We start from the raw sequence: 18,076 nt of genomic DNA, 5'->3' as shown, positions 1-18,076 counted from the left end.
AAAATAAACATTGGCTTTGTAAAAATCACTTTATTTTAAAGTAAGCTTAATAATTTTATCATCTAATACATCAGGGTTTCCTCTACCATCCCTATTACTTGTTGCAAGGTAAATGGAACCATCTTTAGCCTGAATAACTTCACGTAAGCGTCCGTATTCATTCTTAAACCAAGACTCTACCTTCTTAACTACTGTTCCATTCCCATTAAATGATATAGCCATTAATTGTCTCCCACGTAAATTGGTAACAAGTAATTTTCCCTTCCAAGGACCTTTATTTACGAAAGTAATACCAGATGGTGCCCATGTCTCTTCTCCACTGTGTATTAATGGTTTTTCTATTATTACTTTCTTAGAACCTTCATCTCCCTGAACTATAGGCCATCCATAATTAGCTCCTGGTTTTATTATGTTTATCTCATCATGGGCTGATTGTCCATGCTCAGATTCATACAAGACATTTTTTGAATTCCAGTCTAAACCTTGTGGATTTCTATGTCCTAAGCTATAAACAGGTGAATTAACAATTGGATTATCCTTTGGAATGCTCCCATCTAGTTCTATTCTAAGTATTTTTCCAACCATACTTTTAGGATCTTGAGCTAGCATAGAGTTTCCTGCATCTCCTGCTGTTATATACAATCTCTTATCAGGACCTATCTTTATCCTTCCACCATTATGAATTTGTCCACCTGGAATTTTATCTAGAAGAACTTTGTCCATAGATGCCCTATTATCCCTTTCAAATAATCTTACAACACGATTGTTAATTCTGCCCTCTTCTAAATATGAATGCATAACATATATATAGCGGTTTACTGAATAATTTGGATCTAAGGCAATTCCCATTAGACCACCTTCTCCTTGACTTACAAAGGGTTCGTGGAATGTGATTAGCGGCTGTGGAAGAAGTTTACCAGCTTCTATAATTCTAATGGCTCCTGACCGCTCTGTAACATATAGTTTATTTTCATCACTTATTGCAATAGCCCAAGGTACATAAAGATTTTCAGCTATAACTTTAATTTCATAAGGAAATTCTCTTGATACCTTCGATTTTTCCTTAACCTTGACTACTTCACTCCTATATGCTATTTTAACAAGAAAATCGTAAACTATTTTATTCATACACCTATCCTCCAAAATTAAGTAAATATAAAATTCAAAAAAATTGTAGCTTTACATTATTAACTTTAATCCTTTCACTATTGCCATACTATTCATATATTGGGATAACTGTACCACCATAATCGATAGCCCTCATATAATAAGAAAGCTAACACTACTTCAATATTCATTATTTTAAGATTGCTCTCCATTAATTTTTGCCCAAAAAAATAGTTAGTAAAACTTCATATATTTTACTAACTATTTTATAATATATATCTTACCTAATATAAAATCTACTTGTCCATTTATTCTATGTAATATATTTTAAATATATCTTTTCATAACCTTATTCTTTTCTCAAGATATCTAACGTATGTGCACTTGCTCCAAGCAAATCTTCTCTTTCACAAGTAGTAAAATGATAACTAATAAAAAGCTTAAAAGTATCTTCATCCATAGCATTCAAAATAGGTCTCATGTAATTAGCTGGTCCATCTGCTGCAATTATCTTTATTCTCTGCAATCTTACTTCCTCATTTAATTTATTAATATCTTCTATTCTTACATAATCATATAGATCTTCTGGTTCCGATACAACGTGAAAATCGTCAGTAACTTTTCCATTATCTATACTAGCACGAATATTATTTTCCTTAAAACCATATGTTAATATGCTATACTCGTTCATACAGTATGCTACTAATATAACACCACCAACCTTGGTTACTCTTTTTGCCTCTTGCAAAGCTTTCACTTTGTCTTCAAATTTATATAAATGATACATCGGTCCAAACACCAATGTCACATCAAATGTGTTTTCTGGAAATCTTGATAAATCTAATGCTGTTCCGTGCATTGCTTTTACTGAACTTCCTTTTGATTTTAAAACACCTAGATTATGCTTCACAAGTTCAATTGCAGTAACATCATATCCTTCATTGGCTAATTGTACAGAGTATCTCCCTGTGCCTGCTCCAACATCTAAAATTTTTGCATTATCATTACCTACTAGGTAATGGTGAATATACTTCATGGAAGTGATATATTCAACTTGTCCATGTCTTCTCGTTAATCTTTTATCTTCACAAAATTTATTGTAGTACTTTTCTAATTCCATTGTCATCTCTTTATGTTCCCCATCCATTATTAATTTGGTAGCTTCACTCTCTTAGCTACACTCCCTTTACATTCTAAGAAATATTATACTATAAATTTCAGTTAAAATATAAATTTTCTTTATAAATCCTAAAATAAAATCGTCATACTAGGTAAATCTTCCGAAACCCGCATTATATCAGCATATTCTTAAGAATATTACCATACAGGAATATTACCATATAAGAATATGCTTATTTCCTATATATAAAATATTTTAATAAGTAAATGTATTTTTAAAAATACATTTGTTAAGTCCAAGCTTTTCATAATTATCTATAAAGTTATATAATGGATGTTGAGGTGAAAATTATGAGTAACAATTTTGACATTATTACTAATAGTAGTACTAGTAAACTTAAGCTAGTATTAAAATCACTATTGGTAGGAGTCATGACTTCCTTTGTAGCAATACTATACAGATATGCTTTAGCTTATGCTGAAGAATATTCATTTATATTTTATAACTTTCAACGTAATAATAAGTGGATAATTCCCTTTTGTTTTATTATTTTAGCCATAATTGGATGGATTGTTGGAAAAATTGTAGAAAAAGAACCCTTTTCAGGTGGAAGTGGAATTCCTCAAGTAAAAGGTATAGTTGGAGGCTATTTAACAAATAGACCTATTTCTATTATCTTTTATAAGTTTATTGGTGGAGTTTTATCTATTATCTGCGGATTATCTCTAGGAAGAGAAGGTCCATCAGTTCAATTAGGTGCTTGTACTGGAGATATATTAAGCAAAAAATTTAAAAGTTCTAGGTTAGAGAGGCGATTACTTATGAGTAGTGGTGCTAGCGCTGGACTTGCTGCTGCCTTTAATGCGCCATTATCAGGAGTTTTGTTTTCATTGGAAGAAATTTATAAATATTTCTCTCCTCTTGTTCTACTATCTACTATAACTGCAGCTGTGGCTTCAGATTTTATAGCTAAAGAATTTTTTGGGCTTCAACCAGTTTTCAATTTTGGTAAAACTACTCCTATTCCTCTAACTAACTATTGGCTTCTTATTATACTTGGACTTATACTTGGAATATCAGGAGTGTTTTATAATTGGTGCACATTAAATTCTCAAAAAATTTACGGAAAAATCAAGTTAAAATCTTCTACAAAAATGATAATTCCTTTTCTTTTTGCTGGAGTTATAGGATTAATTTTTCCCGTGGTTTTATGTGGTGGACATGCCGTGATTGAAAGTTTATCCCTTAGTTCTACCTTAGAATTACTGATTTTGATTTTAATTGGAAAGTTTATTTTTTCTATGATTAGCTTTGGTTCAGGTGCACCTGGAGGAATATTCTTTCCACTTCTTATAATTGGTGGAAGCATAGGTGCTCTTTTTGGATATGTAGTAATAAATTATTTTGGTGTAAATCCAGAATTTTTCAATAACTTTATAATTATATCAATGGCAGGATATTTTACTGCAATAGTAAGAGCTCCAATTACAGGAATAATTCTAATTACTGAAATGACAAATTCCCTTAGCCATTTATTATCCTTAACAATTGTTTCAATAATAGCTTATATTGTAGCTGAAGCTTTTAAAAGTAAACCAATTTATGATTCTTTATTAGATTCGTTATTAAAGAAAAATAATATTAATGAATATCATAAAGAGAGCACGAAAAAAATAATTATAGCAAATATAATTCATTTTGGGTCTAAAGCTGAAAACAAAACAATAAAAGATATAGTATTACCACCTAACGCACTTATTGTGTCTATAAAAAGAGGGCAAGCTACCATAGTTCCCAAAGGTGATACAATTTTAAAAGCTGGAGATGAGATTTTGACTATGACAGATTTATCTAATGAATGGAAAATACGTGAGTCATTAGAAGCTCTTACTACTGTATATTAAATAAAAAAATTCCTATTGACTATTTTAGTCAATAGGAATTTTTTTTGTTTATTCTTCTACTCTTTTCTTAAGAATAGCTAATAATATCATACCTACAACTGCACCTGCAACTATAGCAATTGCATATCCTAATGGATTGCTTATAACTGGTAGAACGAATATTCCACCATGTGGTGCTCTTAGCCCACATCCAAAAGCCATAGATACTGCTCCAGCTACTGCTGAACCTACTATACAAGATGGTATAACTCTTATTGGATCTGCTGCTGCAAAAGGAATTGCACCTTCAGTAATAAATGATAATCCCATTATGTAGTTAGTTATACCTGATTGTCTTTCTCTCTTTGTAAATTTATTTTTAAAGAAAGTTGTACATAATGCTATTGCAAGTGGTGGTACCATACCTCCAGCCATAACAGCTGCCATTATATCAAATTGTCCGCTTGCAAGTGATGCTGTACCAAATACATACGCTGCCTTATTGAAAGGACCACCCATATCTATTGCCATCATTCCACCTAGTAATGCACCAAGTAAAATCTTACTGCTTGAACCCATACCTGCTAAGAAACCATTAATTGCATTATTTAAACCTGATACTGGTGGATTTACGATAATTACTATTATAAATCCAATTAGTAATATACCAAAGAAAGGATATAATAAAACTGGTTTTAAACCTTCTAAGGAAGCTGGTAACTTATCAAATACCTTCTTTAAACCAAGAACTAAGTAACCTGATATAAATCCTGCAAGTAATGCACCTAGGAAACCTGAACCTCCAGCGTTTGCTAAAGCTCCACCAACAAATCCAACAGCTAGTGCTGGTCTATCAGCTATACTCATTGCAATAAAACCTGCAAGTATTGGTAACATAAATCCAAATGCTGTTCCTCCAACATTCTTAAAGAATGCTGCTAGCGGTGTATTAGATCCGAATTTTGAAGGATCAATACTATAATCATCTAAAAGGAATGCTAGTGCAATTAGTATACCTCCACCTATTACAAATGGTAACATATGTGAAACACCATTCATTAAGTGTTTATAAATTTGTCTTCCTATTCCTTCTTTTTCTCCTGAATCTTGCCCTTCTTCAGATGCTCCACCTTCATGATGATAGATTGGTGCAGTTCCATTAGTAGCTTTGTTAATTAATTCTTCTGATTTATGAATACCATTAGCTACTTTTGTTTGAATTACTCTTTTTCCATCAAATCTAGCCATTTCAACTTTTTTGTCAGCTGCTACAATGATACATTCACAGTTTTTAATTTCTTCTTTAGTTAAAACATTTTTAGCTCCGCCAGATCCGTTTGTTTCAACCTTTATTGAAACTCCCATTTCTTTAGCCTTATTTTCAAGGCTTTCAGCTGCCATAAATGTATGAGCAATACCTGTTGGGCATGCTGTTACAGCTAAAACTCTATATCCTGATTTTTGTTCTTTGTTATTTTGTTCTTTTATCTTATCATTTTCTTTAGAATCTATTAAACTTAAGAATTCTTCTTTAGACTTAGCATTAATTAATTTATTCTTAAAATCAGTATCCATTAAGATAGTAGATAATCTAGCTAATACATCTAAGTGTAAATTATTTTCACCTTCTGGTGCTGCTATTAAGAAAAATAATTTAGCTGGTTCACCATCAAGTGAATCAAAATCAATACCATCTTTAAGAACTATTGCAGAAAGTCCTGCATTTTTAACAGCTGTAGTTTTTGCATGAGGAATTGCTATCCCTTCACCAATACCTGTTGTACTTAAACTTTCTCTTTCAAGAACTGCTTTTTTATATGCGTCCTTATCACGTAAATTTCCAGTTAAACTCATTAAGTCTACAAGTTTATCAATAGCCTCACTCTTAGTCTTAACGTTAGGATTTAATTCAATTCCAGTTGCCTTTAATAAATCGGTTATTTTCATAAAACTTACCTCCTAGAAATTATTTTATCTGATTAAGTAATTCGTATACTTTTTCTTCAGTTGCTAAACCTTCTGAAAATGCACTTGCACTTCCTGTTGCAACACCCATTTTAAAAGCTTCAACTAAATCTTTATTCTTTAAATATCCTGCAATGAAACCAGCTACCATAGAGTCACCAGCTCCTACGGAATTCTTTAAAACACCTTTAGGTACATCGCTTTTAAAAACTTCTAACTTTGAATTTACTAATATAGCTCCATCACCTGCCCTAGATATAACAACATTTTGTGCTCCCAAGTCTATAAGCTTTTTAGCATAATAAACTATATCATCTTCATTTTTCAACTCTACATTAAAGAGTTCTGCTAATTCATGATGGTTTGGTTTAATTAAAAAAGGACTATATTTTAAAACATTCATTAATAACTTACCAGTTGTATCTACTATAAACTTAATGCCTCTATCATTTAATCTTTGCATTATAGTCTCATAAATATTCTCTGGTAATGTTTTTGGAATACTTCCAGCTAAAACTAGAATGTCATCATTAGATAATTCTTCTAACTTTATATAAAGCTTTTCCAAGTCTTTTTTGGTAATAGATGGTCCACTTCCATTAATCTCTGATTCCTCAGATGCCTTAATTTTCACATTAATCCTAGACATTCCTTCATTTAATTCAATAAAATCAGTCTTGCATCCAAATTCTTTAACTTTTTTTTCTATTTCTCTTCCAGTGAATCCAGCAATATAACCAAGAGCTTTATTATCTATTCCTAGATTTCTCAAAACAATTGATACATTTATTCCCTTACCTCCTGCATAAATTTCTTCTGAAGAAGTTCTATTAACTTCTCCTAATCTAAAGTCCTCTACTTTAACAATATAGTCTAAAGCAGGATTGAAAGTAATTGTATAAATCACTAAATATCCACCTCCATTATTTTCGTCATTTCTTTGTATGATTTATCTTTTAATTTTGTTGTAATTATTATTGCCTTATTAATTTCTCCAAAAGTTATAGAACTTATTTGCTCAAATTTAGATGTATCACATAATATATATGATTTCTTACTTCTATTAATTGCTTCTTCTTTTACCATTGATTCACTTATATCTGGCGTAGTATATCCTCTTTGTTTATCTACACCATTTGTACCAAAAAAGCCTTTGGTAAAATTATACTTTCTCAAACTATTAATAGCTTCTACACCTACTATAGCTTCTGTAATTAGCTTTAACTCACCACCCAAAATATATGTTTTGCAATGATTCTGAATTAATTTTTTTGCATGAACTATTCCATTGGTAACAAATACCGCATTCTTTTCTTCAATAAAATCAATCATTAATTCAGTAGTTGTACCTGCATCAAGATAAACCATATCGTTTGGTTTAATGAGCCTTGCAGCTTCCCTTGCTATTTTAAGTTTTTCATCTAAATTTAAATTTTGTCTAAGTTCAACTATTTCTTCTTTTGTATTAATTGATACTTGTTTAATAGATGTAGCACCACCGTGAACCTTATTTAATTTTCCTTCTTTATGAAGTGTGTTTAAATCCCTTCTAATTGTTGATTCAGATGAATTTAAATAGTTAACCAAATCGTTTACATGAACTACAGACTCCCTTTCTAATTTACTTAAAATCAACCTATGTCTTTCTTCTGTTAACATTTACATCACTTCCTTAAACATAATATACTTCAAAACAAATCACATGTCAACACATTTTAATCAAAAACATTCATTTTCAATCAAATACAGTCATTTTTTCATAAATAATACCAATTTCTCTTATTTGTTAGACGCATCCATCTTTAAAGGATAATTCTATTTGTAAAGGCAATTATTATTAGCATTGTTTGCTCTTCATTAAGGAATACTATTGTTATATACAGTTATTGAAGGAGATGATTTTATGAGGTATGAAAACAAAAGAGAGTTTACTAAAGAAAACTACTTAAAAAATGGATTTAAATCGCAAGACCAATATGCTAAAAATAGCTTTAATACTACTATTAAACAACCTGGAATAAATGAAAGTGGAATAGAAGCAAAAAAAAGAGGCTTCTAAATAATTAAAATCAGCCAAAGAATTGGCTGATTTTAATTATATTTAATCACAAGTTACTGATATTCCTCTTGTTTCAACAGGAGTTGAAAATACTATCTGAGTCTCAGTATTTCCGAATTTTTGCAAATGTCCTATAAATGTATCTAGTTCAATAGTTGTATGATAAGCCACTTTAATAAGCATGGAATAGCTTCCTGTAACACAGTTACACTCAATAACATTTGGACAAGCATTTATAAATGGATAAAATTCTGGTTTTAGCTTTGGACTCATTGCCAAATTTATAAAAGCCACTATATTATATCCCAATTCTAATTGATTTACCGTAGCTCGATAACCTGTTATTATACCTGATTTTTCAAGCTTATCTATTCTTGCTGAAACTGCAGGAGGAGATAAAAAAACTTGCTCAGCTAGTTGTTTAAGAGGATAACGTGCATTCTCTTGTAAAAGTTTTAAAAGTTTTAAGTCTACCTTGTCCATCTTGACACCCCTATTTCTCAAATAATTATAAAAAAAGAGCATATTATAGCTACGCTATAATATGCTCCCTTGCATCTATATATATGATAATATTTTTTTGATATAAATACAAGCCCTAATTTATTAAAAACTTAAATTTTTTAAGTTCACTTATTAGCCCACAGAATATTTTAAAGTTTCTGTCAATTACTATCCTGTTACTTAGTTAGGTTTTATTAAATATATAATGTTTGATTTATAAAGGTAACTTAACAAAAAACTAATATATTTAAGTTAAAAATCTTTAAACTAGTTATTATTCACAGTTATTTATATATCATTTACTTTGTAATTTCAAAGTGATATTCTCGTTTATATTAAAGATATGAAACGGGGGATCATTATGAAAACAAGAATAGAATTTGACTCAATAGGTAGTATGAATGTACCTGAAAATGCATATTATGGAGTTCAATCTTTAAGAGCTAAAGAGAACTTTCCTATAACTAATAGAAAACTAAGTAAAGATTTTATTGTTAGTCTTGCTGAAATAAAAAAAGCTGCTGCCATTACTAATAAAAATGGAGGCATTTTAAAAGATTCAATTGCGGACGCCATTATAACTGCTTGTAATGAAATTATTAATGGAAAATTTCGCAATGAATTCGTTGTAGATCCTATACAAGGTGGTGCCGGTACTTCAAGCAATATGAATGCTAATGAAGTTATAGCCAACCGTGCCATTGAACTTTTAGGCGGAACTAAAGGAGACTATAGCATTGTTCATCCAAATGATCATGTTAATATGGCACAATCTACAAACGATGTTTTTCCAACTGCCGGTAAACTGACTGTTTTAAAACTCCTTCCAAAATGTATTTTAGAATTAAACCAACTTAATAAAGCATTAATTCAAAAATCAAAAGAATTCGATTCTATAGTGAAAATAGGTAGAACACAACTTCAAGATGCTGTACCTATTAGACTTGGGCAATCATTTCACGCCTTTTCAGCTGTGATACAAAGAGATATTAATAGACTTAATAAAGTTCAAAATGAAATGCGTTCGCTGAATATAGGTGCCACTGCTATTGGAACATCAATAAATGCAAGTAACTTCTATATATGCAACATTACTCATACCCTTCAAGAAGTTACAAATTTAAAACTCAATCAATCAGAAGATTTAATTGATGCTACACAAAACTTAGATGGGTTTGTCACTATTTCAGCTACTCTTAAAACCTGTGCTATTAATCTTTCTAAAATATCAAACGATTTACGTTTACTTTCAAGTGGTCCAAAAACAGGCTTAGCTGAAATTAATCTACCAAGCAAACAAAATGGATCATCTATAATGCCAGGTAAGATTAACCCAGTTATCCCTGAAGTTATGTCTCAAGTTGCCTTTAATATAATAGGAAATGACTTTACTATTACAATGGCAGCTGAATCTGGACAATTAGAACTTAATGCTTTTGAACCAGTGCTATTTTATAACTTATTTGAATCTATAGAAACCTTAACAAATGCAGTAAAAACATTAACTGACAATTGTATTACTGGAATAACAGCAAATAAAGATAGATGTATGGAACTTCTAGATAAAAGTGTCTGCACTGCTACTGCTCTTTGTCCTCACATAGGATACAAAAAGTCAGCAGAAGTAGCTAAAACTTCCTTAAAAACAGGCGAATCAATTAGAACTATTATATTAAAAGAAAAACTCTTAACAGAAAGTGAATTAGATAGCATACTAGACTATGATTCCATGACTGACCCTGGAATAAAAATGACTAGTTTTGCTATATAACTCTAAATAAAAAAAGTGGCTAATAGCCACTTTTTTATTCATGTATTATATATGGTATAGTTACTACTGCAACATTTCTTCTCTTTTTAAATGATTGTCTTAAAAACATAGATGTTTGATTGTGAAGTATTTTATGCCACCACTTATATATTGTAAATTGAGGCATAACTATTGTAAGCATTTCACATTTATTTAGTTCACCTTGCTTTTTATCAACATAATTTATAAGAGTTTCATTTACATTTCTATATGGTGCTTGTTCTATCACTAGTGGAATATCAATACCAAGTTTATTATACTTTTCTACTAATTTTTTAGTTTGTTCTTCATCGGTGCTAACATGATAAACTTCTATTGAATCTCCTATAACTAGAGAGTAATTTAAGCTCTTTATAAAAGATTTATTAATAGTTTGCAGAGGCACAATTATGTGGTTTGGCATTTTTTGTTTAAATATCAATTCGCTCGGCTCTTTATCAACCTTTAAATTTTCTCTAACTTTTTCATAGTGTCTCTTAATTCTTGTCATCACTAAAACTAAGAAAGGAATACATAAAATTATTATCCATGCTCCATCAAAGAATTTATTAACAGCTATTATTACACAAGTTATTGCTGTAACTGTTCCACCAAGTCCATTAATTAGAGCTTTATGTTTCCAATTTCCTTCTTTTGTTCTAAACCATCTTTTAAACATACCAAATTGTGATAGTGTAAAAGAAATAAATACACCAACTGAATATAGTGGAATCAAATGATGTGAATTTGCTCCAACTACTATTACTAGCCCTGACGATATTAAAAATAATAATACAATTCCATTAGAAAAACTCAATCTCTTTCCTCTGCTAGAGAACTGCCTCGCTATATATCCATCTCTTGCCAAATAAGATAAAAGCAGTGGTAAATCTGCAAAAGCAGTATTAGCTGCCATTACTAGAATAACTGCAGTGGTAGCTTGTACAACATAAAACATTATGCTATGTTGTCCAAAAATTTGGATAGCAATTTGGGCTACTACAGTTCTATCCTGAAAAGGAACAGCTTGGTACATAGTTGCTAAATAAGAAACTCCGCCAAAAATCACAAAAACAATTCCAGCTAAAAGCCCAAGTACTATCTTAGCATTTTTTTGTGATGGTTCTTTAAAATTGGGTATACCATCACTTACTGCCTCAACTCCTGTAAGTGCTGTACATCCTGCTGAAAATGCTCTTAAGAACAATACAATAGTTAAATCTTGCATTGGCTCAGTTAATTGTACTGCTGCTTCAGGGGTTTGTCCTAAAACTAAGACTTTAAAAATTCCTGTTAAAATCATAATAAGTATTGATAATATAAATAAATATGTAGGTATTCCAAATAATTTTGCTGAATCTTTCATTCCTCTTAAATTACCTAAAGCTAAAAGTGAAATAAGAGCTACAGTTATTATGACTTTATACGGTAAAAGACTTGGAAAAGCTGAAGTTATAGCAGCCGTTCCTGCACATGTACTAACAGCCACAGTTAATACATAATCAATGGTAAGGGATGCTGCAGCAATAAGTCCAGGTGTTTTTCCTAAATTATCAGTTGCAACTATGTAAGATCCTCCTCCATTTGGATAACAATCTATAGTTTGTCTATAGGAAAATATAAGTATGCTTAACAGTACTGTAATTGCTAAAGCTACATATCCTAAAGGTTTATATGCTGCAATTTGTAATGCTGGTATTAATACCATTAATATCTCCTCACAAGCATATGCCACTGATGAAATAGCATCACTTGATAATACTGGTAATCCCCAAACAATGCTATATTTTTCGCTAGTAAGTTCAGTAGTCTTTAAGGCCTTCCCTAAAAATAAGGATTGAATTTTCTTAAACATTTTCTTCCTCCGCTAATTAACTTAAAACAAATATACTTATTTTTAAAATTGGTATTTCTTGAGATACCATCAAATTATATATTCGTAGTATTTTAAAGTAAATTCTTTTTTTAGACTATAAATACGTTTACAATATCTCTTTTTTCTTATTTTTTATCATTTTTCGTCCTCTTTCGATGTTTGCAATTATTTTTCGCATTTTGTGAATAAATTATGAATTCACTCTTTATATCAAACATCCTATTTATCTAATTCTTTTCGTAGATATATAATTCAAATAGTTTTTATTAATAATTTAGACATATTTTTATTACAAAATTAATATTTATCCTTTCAAATTGCAAATAGTTATTAAAGTTTTACTTGTTTATGCATTAAAAAAATTGCCTGCAATAGAATAATTTATACATCTATTTCAGACAACTAATAATTATATTGATAATATATTTACATATTCTTTGTATATAGAATTTTTTGTTCTATTATAAAATTCATTATATGTTTTAATAGCTAAATTAATTAGATTTGAATAATCAGTAAGATCTTTTAATCTTGTACCAAAAAATAATCCATTAAATTTTGTCATATTTAAACATATTTGATTTTCTAAATTTCTAAAATTCTTTTTATCTTTCCCTGTTTGTTTTGATATTTTCTCTTTATGCTCTCTCCACGCTCTTCTAACTTCCCATGGAGCGTCTAGCGCTGGGAAAAACAACTTCTTATTTCCTTCTTTCCATATGAAAAACTCCTCACTGCCAAATTCTATCCCAATATCCTTTAATTTTGACTTATCATATATTATTTTATCTTCCATAATTATTTGTTCTATATCAAAATCCTGAATATCCTTTAAATTTATTGTGTTTTCACTAATTTGCCCTTTTAATAAACTAGCGTATTTTTCATTAATTCTTACCGTTTCCATAAACTCTCTCCTCCTTAAAGTTTTTTATATTGATATTATATTATATTACCATTATATTCAAATTATATGCAATATATGTAACATTTTTTCATACCAACATTATTTTAGTTAATGATCAATTGCTAATTTTATTTCATCGACAAATGCCTGTGGTGTATTTATATACATTTCATCTTTAATTACATTGAAATCAACCAATTTCCCATTAGAATTTTTAATAAATTTTTCAACCTGCAAGACAGCTTCATTAATGTGTTCTAAATCTTCCTTTATTGTTAAAGAAAGTGGATACCTCTTTAAATATGTTAAACTTGGTTCATTATTAATCGAGTATGTTGATATAATAGGCTTTCCTATTGACATATACTCAAATACTTTGCTTGGTACCATAGAACTAATATTGTTACCTATATTAACCAAAATATCTGCATTACTTAATACACTTATAGCATAAGTATGGGATATTCTTTTCATTACTACAATCTCATTTTTACTCTCAACTTGAGCCCTTTTTATTATTTCATGACAGTTGTTATTGCCTATTAATGTTAATCTACAATTGTTGACATTAATCCTTTTAAAAATTTCTAATATATATCGAGGATTACGAATTTGATATTGAATAGTACCTATATATACTAAATTTATTTTACTTTTATCAAGTATATTAGTATTAATTATTTCCTGTTTTTTAGGAATAATCAAAGGAATATCTAAAACCGTTATTCTTGAATAATATTTTTCTAATTTGCTATACTTCTCATGGTGCTTCTGGCTTGATTTCATAACAATTATTTTGTCAGCATTTTGCAATAATTTTCTTTCCCACTTTAACCCTCGCTTGATTACCCAATCATTAGAAAAAATTTTAGGTCCATACCCTCCAGAAAGAGCATCTAAAAAATATGGCACAAATTTAACTTCAGGATGCTTTTTTTTGATTAAGCATCCTGCAATTACAGTATCAATTTGTGTGTAAATCGATATAACACAGTTATATTTCTCCTCATTGTATGTTTTTTTCAATACCTTATAAAACCTATAAGTGTACATTGGTGAAATAAGTGGCCATAGCGGTATGAAAATTATTAGTTTAATCTTATTTATAACTGTAGAAAATTTGTTTACTAACCATGATCTATATCCTATATGTTTATCACACCAACTATTCAATCTATTAATTAATCGAGGTTTTATCCTTATATATTTTACTCCATTCCTAACCTCATAGTTGCTTGTTTTATACTCCTTATTCGTTATACATGTAACCTTATATCCATTACTTTTCAATTCCTTCATAATTGCTTCCGCACAAATTCCGTTTGCAGATAAACTTTCTCCAACTAATACGATCACTTTCTTCATAGTATTCCTCTTTTTCAATTATTATTAATACATTTTAAAATAATCATTGCCATTTTGAATTCTTAAATATAAAGTTTATTTCATAAGCGAGGGAAAATTTGTAATTATTTAATTCTTCTCAAGATCTTGTAATTTATTACTTTCTCCATACCATCTTATTGACTATTCCTGTGTAACTTTGAATAATCTTCACCACTTTTACGCTCACATTTTCATCTACATAGTCAGGAGTTTCAACACCGATATCACAATTTTCATACATTTTAGTAGCAAGCTCAACGGCCTGCAAGACTTCATTTGTAGTAATACTACCAATAATGAAATTGCCTTTATCAATAGCTTCTGGTCGTTCTGTACTTGTTCTTAGACATACCGCAGGAAATTTAAAATAAGATGCTTCTTCTGGTATAGTCCCGCTATCAGACACTACACAAAATGCGTTGATTTGTAAATTATTATAGTCTGAAAACCCAAATGGCTCTAAACTTCGTACTTTTGGATGAAACTTAAAGCTTCTTTGCAGAATAAACTTTTTACTACGTGGATGAACACTATAAATAATAGGCAATTCATAAATCTCTGCCATGGCATTTACAGCATTCATTAATGCAAAAAAGTTCTGTTCATCATCAATATTTTCCTCTCTATGTGCGGACAACAATATATACTTACCTTTTTCTAATCCTAACTTTTCAATTATCTTGCTATTATTAATTTTGTTAATATTGGCTGATAACACTTCTGCTAATGGCGAACCAGTAACATAAGTCCGCTCTCTAGCAACACCTTCATAATTCAAATAACGCCTTGCATGTTCACTGTAACATAAATTAACATCAGCTATATGGTCTATAATTCTACGATTAATTTCCTCTGGTAAATTTTCATCAAAGCATCTGTTTCCTGCCTCCATGTGGAAAATTGGTATTTTAAGCCTCTTAGCTGGTATAGCTGATAAAGCTGAATTTGTATCACCTAGAATTAAAAGTGCGTCTGGCTGTACCTCTTCTAATATTTTGTAGCTCTTTGCAATTATATTCCCAATGGTTTCTCCCAAATTTTCCCCAACTGCATTTAAATAGTAATCAGCTTTTCTTAAATTCAAATCTTCGAAAAATATCTCATTGAGTCTATAATCCCAATTTTGGCCAGTATGAACAAGAATATGTTCAAAATATTTATCACACTTCTTTATAACTTCAGACAATCTGATAATCTCTGGTCTTGTACCGATGATAGTCATTAATTTCAATCTTCTTGTTTCCGAATACTCCATCTCTATACCTCCAAATAGTATGTGTCTGGTTTTTCTGGATTAAACGGCTCATTAGCCCAAATAAATGTTATTAAATCAATGTCTCCTATATTAATAATATTATGTGTATACCCTGGTGGAATATCAACTATCTTCATTTCATCACCATTTACATAATAATTTAAGATTTCATCTGTATCAATTTTTCTAAGTTGTATTAAACCTTTACCACTTACCACAAGGAATTTTTCATTTTTTGTATTATGCCAATGGTTTCCTTTTTTTACTTTAGGCTTTGTAATATTTACAGAGAACTGCCCCCTATCTACTGTACGAATAATCTCTGTAAAAGAACCTCTAGAATCTCTGTTCATTTTTAATGGAATTTCTAACTCATTTGGTGACAAGTAACTTAAATACGTACTATATAATTTCTTTTCAAATTCACTTGACATATTTGGAATATTTAAATTTATTCTATTTTCTTTGAATTTTTTAAGCAAATCTGCTATTTCTCCAAGTTTTACAGTATATACTTTTCTTACACAGCAATATTTACTCAACTTATTTTCTTTATTTTTTAAAGCATTAATTAATTCTTCGACTACGTCGTCAATATATACAAGGTTCATTATCGTCATTGGATCATTTACTTTTATAGGTAAGTCTAATCCAATATTATTACAAAATGTTGCAACAACGCTGTTATAATTTGGTCTGCACCACTTGCCAAATATATTAGGAAACCTATAAATAAGAACCTTAGCATCAGTTTCTTTTCCATATTCAAAAACTAAATCTTCCCCTGCTTTTTTACTTCTTCCATATGGGTTATCTAAAGCTGCCTGTGTTGAAGAGGATATAACTATAGGGCAATTATTATTATGCTTTTTTAAATTTCCAAGCAATTTTAGTGTAAAACCATAATTAGTTTCCATAAAATCTTCTTCATTTTCAGGCCTATTTACTCCTGCTAGATGAAATACAAAATTACATTCCTTTGTATATAGTTCTATTAACGATGGATCTGTATCAATGTCGTATTTTAAGATATCAGCATATTTTTCATTCTCCAACTGAGCAATTAAATTTTTTCCTAAAAAACCTTTTGCTCCAGTTACTAGAATTTTCATTTACTCTTCCTCCACATCTCTAATTCATTTCTAATATACTCTAATGATAATAATTTCTCTTTTACCTGATCAATATTTAATAAATTTGCATTATCAGAATTAAATTCTATCAAATGTGCATGTTCTTGATTACCAACTTTAAAATATTTATCATAATTCAAATCTCGCTTATCTGCTGGTACACGATAAAAATTTCCAAGATCAATTGCATGAGAACATTCTTCTTTTGTTAGGAGTGTTTCGTACATTTTTTCACCATGTCTAATACCAATAATTCTAATTTCATTATCTACATTAAAAAGTTCTTTAACTGCTTCTGCAAGAACTCCAATAGTGCAAGCTGAAGCTTTTTGTACAAAGATATCACCGCTCTCAGCATTTTCAAATGCAAATATAACAAGTTCAACAGCTTCTTCTAAGCTCATAATAAAACGTGTCATTTTAAGATCTGTAATAGTCAGTGGTTGATTTGCTTTAATTTGCTCAATAAAAAGTGGAATTACTGACCCTCTTGAGCACATTACATTTCCATAACGTGTGCCACAAATTAGTGTTTTTGCTGAATCAACTGTTCTTGACTTTGCTACAAGCAATTTTTCCATCATAGCTTTAGATGTGCCCATGGCATTAATTGGATAAGCCGCCTTATCTGTAGAAAGACATACTACTTTTCTTACACCCATTTCAATACAAGCTGTTAATACATTATCTGTACCAATAACATTTGTCTTTACAGCCTCTAAAGGGAAAAATTCACAAGAAGGGACTTGTTTTAATGCTGCGGCTTGAAATACATAATCAACTCCATACATTGCATTTTTAATACTAGAAAGATCACGAATATCACCTATATAATATTTTACCTTATCACTATTGTAGACATGACGCATATCATCCTGTTTTTTCTCATCTCGAGAAAATATACGAATTTCACCAATATCAGTGTTAAGAAAATGATTAAGAACAGCATTACCAAAACTTCCTGTTCCTCCCGTAATCAATAAAGTTCTATTTTTGAACATTGCCTTCACTTCCTTCCATACATTTCATAATATAAAAATTTTGTAACTTATGGATGTTAAAAACCCCATAAATATCAACTTCAAAGTTTCG

15 protein-coding genes are annotated in these 18,076 nt (G+C 30.0%); 3 read left to right on the top strand and 12 right to left on the bottom strand.

The window, feature by feature from the left end; all coding sequences use genetic code 11:
* Positions 1–30: 30 nt before the first annotated feature.
* A complete protein-coding gene (locus FAY47_RS03810; protein WP_143315086.1) occupies positions 31–1,128 on the bottom strand; it encodes a PQQ-dependent sugar dehydrogenase in 1,098 nt (365 codons plus the stop codon).
* A gap of 328 nt (positions 1,129–1,456) precedes the next feature.
* On the bottom strand, positions 1,457–2,233 hold the full coding sequence (locus FAY47_RS03805; RefSeq protein ID WP_143315112.1) for a class I SAM-dependent methyltransferase: 777 nt from the start codon (positions 2,231–2,233) through the stop codon (positions 1,457–1,459).
* Between the two features lie 344 nt (positions 2,234–2,577).
* On the opposite strand from FAY47_RS03805, the gene FAY47_RS03800 reads away from it, so the two are divergent.
* Entirely contained in the window at positions 2,578–4,131 is a 1,554-nt protein-coding gene (locus tag FAY47_RS03800) for a ClC family H(+)/Cl(-) exchange transporter (RefSeq protein ID WP_143315085.1), read from the top strand.
* Between the two features lie 48 nt (positions 4,132–4,179).
* Here FAY47_RS03800 and FAY47_RS03795 read toward each other — a convergent pair whose 3' ends face one another.
* From FAY47_RS03795 to FAY47_RS03785, 3 genes are read right to left on the bottom strand one after another with little or no spacing between them, the layout of a single operon-like run.
* A complete protein-coding gene (locus FAY47_RS03795) occupies positions 4,180–6,057 on the bottom strand; it encodes a PTS fructose transporter subunit IIABC (protein WP_143315084.1) in 1,878 nt (625 codons plus the stop codon).
* A gap of 19 nt (positions 6,058–6,076) precedes the next feature.
* Positions 6,077–6,982 carry a 1-phosphofructokinase gene (gene pfkB, locus FAY47_RS03790; protein ID WP_143315083.1) on the bottom strand — a complete coding sequence of 302 codons (906 nt, stop codon included), beginning with the start codon at positions 6,980–6,982 and terminating at the stop codon, positions 6,077–6,079.
* Positions 6,982–7,734 (bottom strand): DeoR/GlpR family DNA-binding transcription regulator, encoded by a 753-nt coding sequence (locus tag FAY47_RS03785; RefSeq protein ID WP_143315082.1) that lies wholly within the window; start codon positions 7,732–7,734, stop codon positions 6,982–6,984. The genes pfkB and FAY47_RS03785 overlap by 1 nt, the downstream gene beginning before the upstream one ends.
* A 244-nt stretch (positions 7,735–7,978) precedes the next feature.
* On the opposite strand from FAY47_RS03785, the gene FAY47_RS20200 reads away from it, so the two are divergent.
* A complete protein-coding gene (locus FAY47_RS20200) occupies positions 7,979–8,134 on the top strand; it encodes a hypothetical protein (RefSeq protein ID WP_185966708.1) in 156 nt (51 codons plus the stop codon).
* Positions 8,135–8,176: 42 nt separating this feature from the next.
* On the opposite strand, the gene FAY47_RS03780 is transcribed toward FAY47_RS20200, so the two are convergent.
* Positions 8,177–8,617 (bottom strand): Lrp/AsnC family transcriptional regulator, encoded by a 441-nt coding sequence (locus FAY47_RS03780; protein WP_143315081.1) that lies wholly within the window; start codon positions 8,615–8,617, stop codon positions 8,177–8,179.
* A gap of 382 nt (positions 8,618–8,999) precedes the next feature.
* Between FAY47_RS03780 and FAY47_RS03775 the strand changes: the two genes are divergently transcribed.
* Positions 9,000–10,409 (top strand): aspartate ammonia-lyase, encoded by a 1,410-nt coding sequence (locus FAY47_RS03775; protein ID WP_143315080.1) that lies wholly within the window; start codon positions 9,000–9,002, stop codon positions 10,407–10,409.
* 34 nt (positions 10,410–10,443) lie between these two features.
* Here FAY47_RS03775 and FAY47_RS03770 read toward each other — a convergent pair whose 3' ends face one another.
* The 6 genes from FAY47_RS03770 to FAY47_RS03745 all read right to left on the bottom strand — a co-directional run bounded on the left by FAY47_RS03770 (position 10,444) and on the right by FAY47_RS03745 (position 17,985).
* A complete protein-coding gene (locus tag FAY47_RS03770) occupies positions 10,444–12,282 on the bottom strand; it encodes an APC family permease (RefSeq protein ID WP_143315079.1) in 1,839 nt (612 codons plus the stop codon).
* A gap of 430 nt (positions 12,283–12,712) precedes the next feature.
* Positions 12,713–13,210, bottom strand: coding sequence for a hypothetical protein (locus FAY47_RS03765; protein ID WP_143315078.1), 498 nt, complete (start codon positions 13,208–13,210; stop codon positions 12,713–12,715).
* 108 nt (positions 13,211–13,318) lie between these two features.
* The gene (locus tag FAY47_RS03760) at positions 13,319–14,575 is read right to left on the bottom strand and encodes a glycosyltransferase (protein WP_143315077.1); all 1,257 of its coding nucleotides are present in this window, start codon (positions 14,573–14,575) and stop codon (positions 13,319–13,321) included.
* 136 nt (positions 14,576–14,711) lie between these two features.
* Positions 14,712–15,851 carry a UDP-N-acetylglucosamine 2-epimerase (non-hydrolyzing) gene (gene wecB, locus FAY47_RS03755; protein WP_143315076.1) on the bottom strand — a complete coding sequence of 380 codons (1,140 nt, stop codon included), beginning with the start codon at positions 15,849–15,851 and terminating at the stop codon, positions 14,712–14,714.
* 2 nt (positions 15,852–15,853) lie between these two features.
* The gene (locus FAY47_RS03750) at positions 15,854–16,963 is read right to left on the bottom strand and encodes a capsular polysaccharide biosynthesis protein CapF (RefSeq protein WP_143315075.1); all 1,110 of its coding nucleotides are present in this window, start codon (positions 16,961–16,963) and stop codon (positions 15,854–15,856) included.
* Positions 16,960–17,985 carry a polysaccharide biosynthesis protein gene (locus FAY47_RS03745; protein WP_143315074.1) on the bottom strand — a complete coding sequence of 342 codons (1,026 nt, stop codon included), beginning with the start codon at positions 17,983–17,985 and terminating at the stop codon, positions 16,960–16,962. The genes FAY47_RS03750 and FAY47_RS03745 overlap by 4 nt, the downstream gene beginning before the upstream one ends.
* Positions 17,986–18,076 lie beyond the last annotated feature (91 nt).

Source organism: Clostridium sp. HBUAS56017 (assembly GCF_007115085.1).
Lineage (GTDB): Bacteria > Bacillota > Clostridia > Clostridiales > Clostridiaceae > Clostridium > Clostridium cibarium.
The sequence above is the reverse complement of the archived record's forward strand: the minus strand, read 5'-3'. Positions and strand labels throughout refer to the sequence as shown.